Raw genomic sequence first — 1,591 nt, 5'->3', positions numbered from 1 at the left:
ATCGGTATGGCGGCAACCGTGGCGTTCGCACCATGACTTGCGCCGAGCAATATCGCATCATGGCCTTTGCTCAATTGACCTACCGCGAAAGTCTGCGGGACATCGAAGTCTGCCTTGGTGCTCAAGACGGAAAGCTTTACCACATGGGGTTTCGCGGACAGGTAAAACGTTCGACGCGTAATTTGTTGATTAACATTGGAATCGCGCCCTACCAACCCTCCGCAGAAAACTGCATCGATTCAGTATCGCGCCGCAATGTCACCTCGTGCAGTGATACGGTCAGATACCAGGTCTGCCGCTCGGCATGTGGCTTGGGTTTGGCAAAGCCAGCCGGCGTCAGCAACGCCAGGCACCACGAGGGCTGAGGGTCCCGTACCGACTGATACAAAATTCCACCAACATCGGCCTCGCGTGCCGTGCGCGCAAACTGCTGCGTCAGTGTGTAATCTGTGGGGTGTTGCCAGATGGCGGCATCAGCATCGAATGACGGGCGTTGCAGATCGACCACCAGCGTTGCCACCTCTACCCGAAATGCCGTGTGTGTCACCGGCTCAATGCGATCAAGATCTACGGTGTCCTTGAGAAATTTCCAGCGCCAGTAACCCAGTTCTGCGCCAGCTGTCCGGACCGATTCTGCGCCGTAGAACACTCCGGGGTCCGTCACCGCCCGAAAGCGCGAACCGCCCCGCTTGGGGTCATAACGAAAAGGCGTGGCCAGCAAGTAATCAAGCCCGGCAGTGTCATCGGGCTGGGTCGGTTTGCTCGATTCCAGCAAAGACTCCAGCAAATCCTGCTCGTCGCGGTTGTCGACCAACTTCATGGTGGCGGCAATGTGCTGTGACTCCACCATCCGCCAGACCTGGCTGCGCCAGGCAAAGGCTTCAGACGAGACCGCGGGAGGCATCCAGGTAGTGAACGACACGGACCAGTCCTTCTGTTTGACGAATCAGATCCACCGGGCGGCCATTGAGACCCCGGTTCTCGCTGTTGAGCCATTGGCGTGCAGTCTGTTCATTGCCGACGATGGAATCGAGAGAACGGAAGACGCGCACAAACAACAAGGCGAACTCCCATTCCTTGCGGCGTTCATCGAGCTTGTACTCCCCGTTGTAGAGGCGAGTCACCGTTGGTGGGCTGACACCCAGGATCTTGGCCAGCAAGGCGCGCGAGATGTTCAGCCGCTTGGCCGCACGGGCCACTGCCTTGGTCAGTACCGAGGATGGGTCTGGCTTGGTGGTGAGGGTGTGGTTGGATGCAAGCATGGTTAGCCTCCTTTCCTGTAGAAATAATGATACACGATTATTGCCATGGAAAGTTAACTCGAGATGCCGTGGATGGGGCTTTGGTCGCGCTCATGGTGTTCTGCCCGGTCATCCAGTGAGATCATCGCGGGATGGTTACAGTGTCACCAGCAGTCTGAATTTCCCATAAAACAGCAGGATGAAATTCCTGAGGGTAAGTTTGGTGGGTATTCTGGACCAACGTGACCGGTCATTCTGATTTATCGTGACCGGTCATTCTGGTTATCGTGACCGCCTGTTCTGATTTATCGTGACCGATTTGGCGGGTTTCCGGAATCTTCGGTCACGAT

2 protein-coding genes and 1 pseudogene are annotated in these 1,591 nt (G+C 56.4%); 1 reads left to right on the top strand and 2 read right to left on the bottom strand.

Annotated elements, in window-relative coordinates:
- Positions 1-176: pseudogene (locus IV91_RS17450) on the top strand (DUF4372 domain-containing protein); the annotation flags it as partial.
- 32 nt (positions 177-208) lie between these two features.
- On the opposite strand, the gene IV91_RS0112750 reads toward IV91_RS17450, so the two are convergent.
- Positions 209-922: an RES family NAD+ phosphorylase gene (locus IV91_RS0112750; protein ID WP_200874411.1), complete on the bottom strand. Its 714-nt coding sequence runs from the start codon at positions 920-922 to the stop codon at positions 209-211.
- Complete coding sequence (locus IV91_RS0112745) at positions 882-1,262, bottom strand: antitoxin Xre/MbcA/ParS toxin-binding domain-containing protein (RefSeq protein WP_031599046.1); 381 nt, start codon at positions 1,260-1,262, stop codon at positions 882-884. The genes IV91_RS0112750 and IV91_RS0112745 overlap by 41 nt, the downstream gene beginning before the upstream one ends.
- Positions 1,263-1,591 lie beyond the last annotated feature (329 nt).

The organism is Ferrovum myxofaciens (assembly GCF_000735045.1).
GTDB lineage: Bacteria > Pseudomonadota > Gammaproteobacteria > Burkholderiales > Ferrovaceae > Ferrovum > Ferrovum myxofaciens.
This window is presented reverse-complemented; position numbering and strand designations above follow the sequence as displayed.

Coding starts and splice junctions, on each gene's coding strand:
- IV91_RS0112745 (WP_031599046.1), bottom strand. CDS start 1,262: ATGCTTGCATCCAACCACACCCTCACCACCAAGCCAGACCCATCCTCG.